General features: G+C 64.5%; 1 pseudogene. It reads left to right on the top strand.

The features are described from left to right. Positions 1 to 344: pseudogene (locus tag AC2A1N_RS18010) on the top strand (pyridine nucleotide-disulfide oxidoreductase); the annotation flags it as partial.

The raw sequence follows: 344 nt of genomic DNA, 5'->3' as shown, positions 1-344 counted from the left end.
GCCTTCCTGGCCGACGATGTCGACGGGCGCGTTCTGTTCGCACGCGCAACCGAGAAGTGGAGGGCTCAGCAGGAAGGACGCGAGCCGGATATTCAGCGGGATGGTTTTGGCGACATCGTGATGGTGCCGCCGGTGGTGGACGCACGGCGCCGCGGTGTACTGGTCTCCATGCCGCCACCCGTCCGTTTCACCGCCACCGGCATGCAGTGGGCAGATGGCAGCGAACGCAACTTCGACGCGATGATCTGGTGCACCGGCTTCCGGCCGGTATTGTCGCACCTGGAAGGACTGGGCATTGTCAACGCTCGTGGTCGGATCGACGTGGATGACACCCAGGTTCGGTC

The sequence above is a fragment of the Stenotrophomonas maltophilia group sp. SKK55 genome, from assembly GCF_057179845.1.
This window is presented reverse-complemented; position numbering and strand designations above follow the sequence as displayed.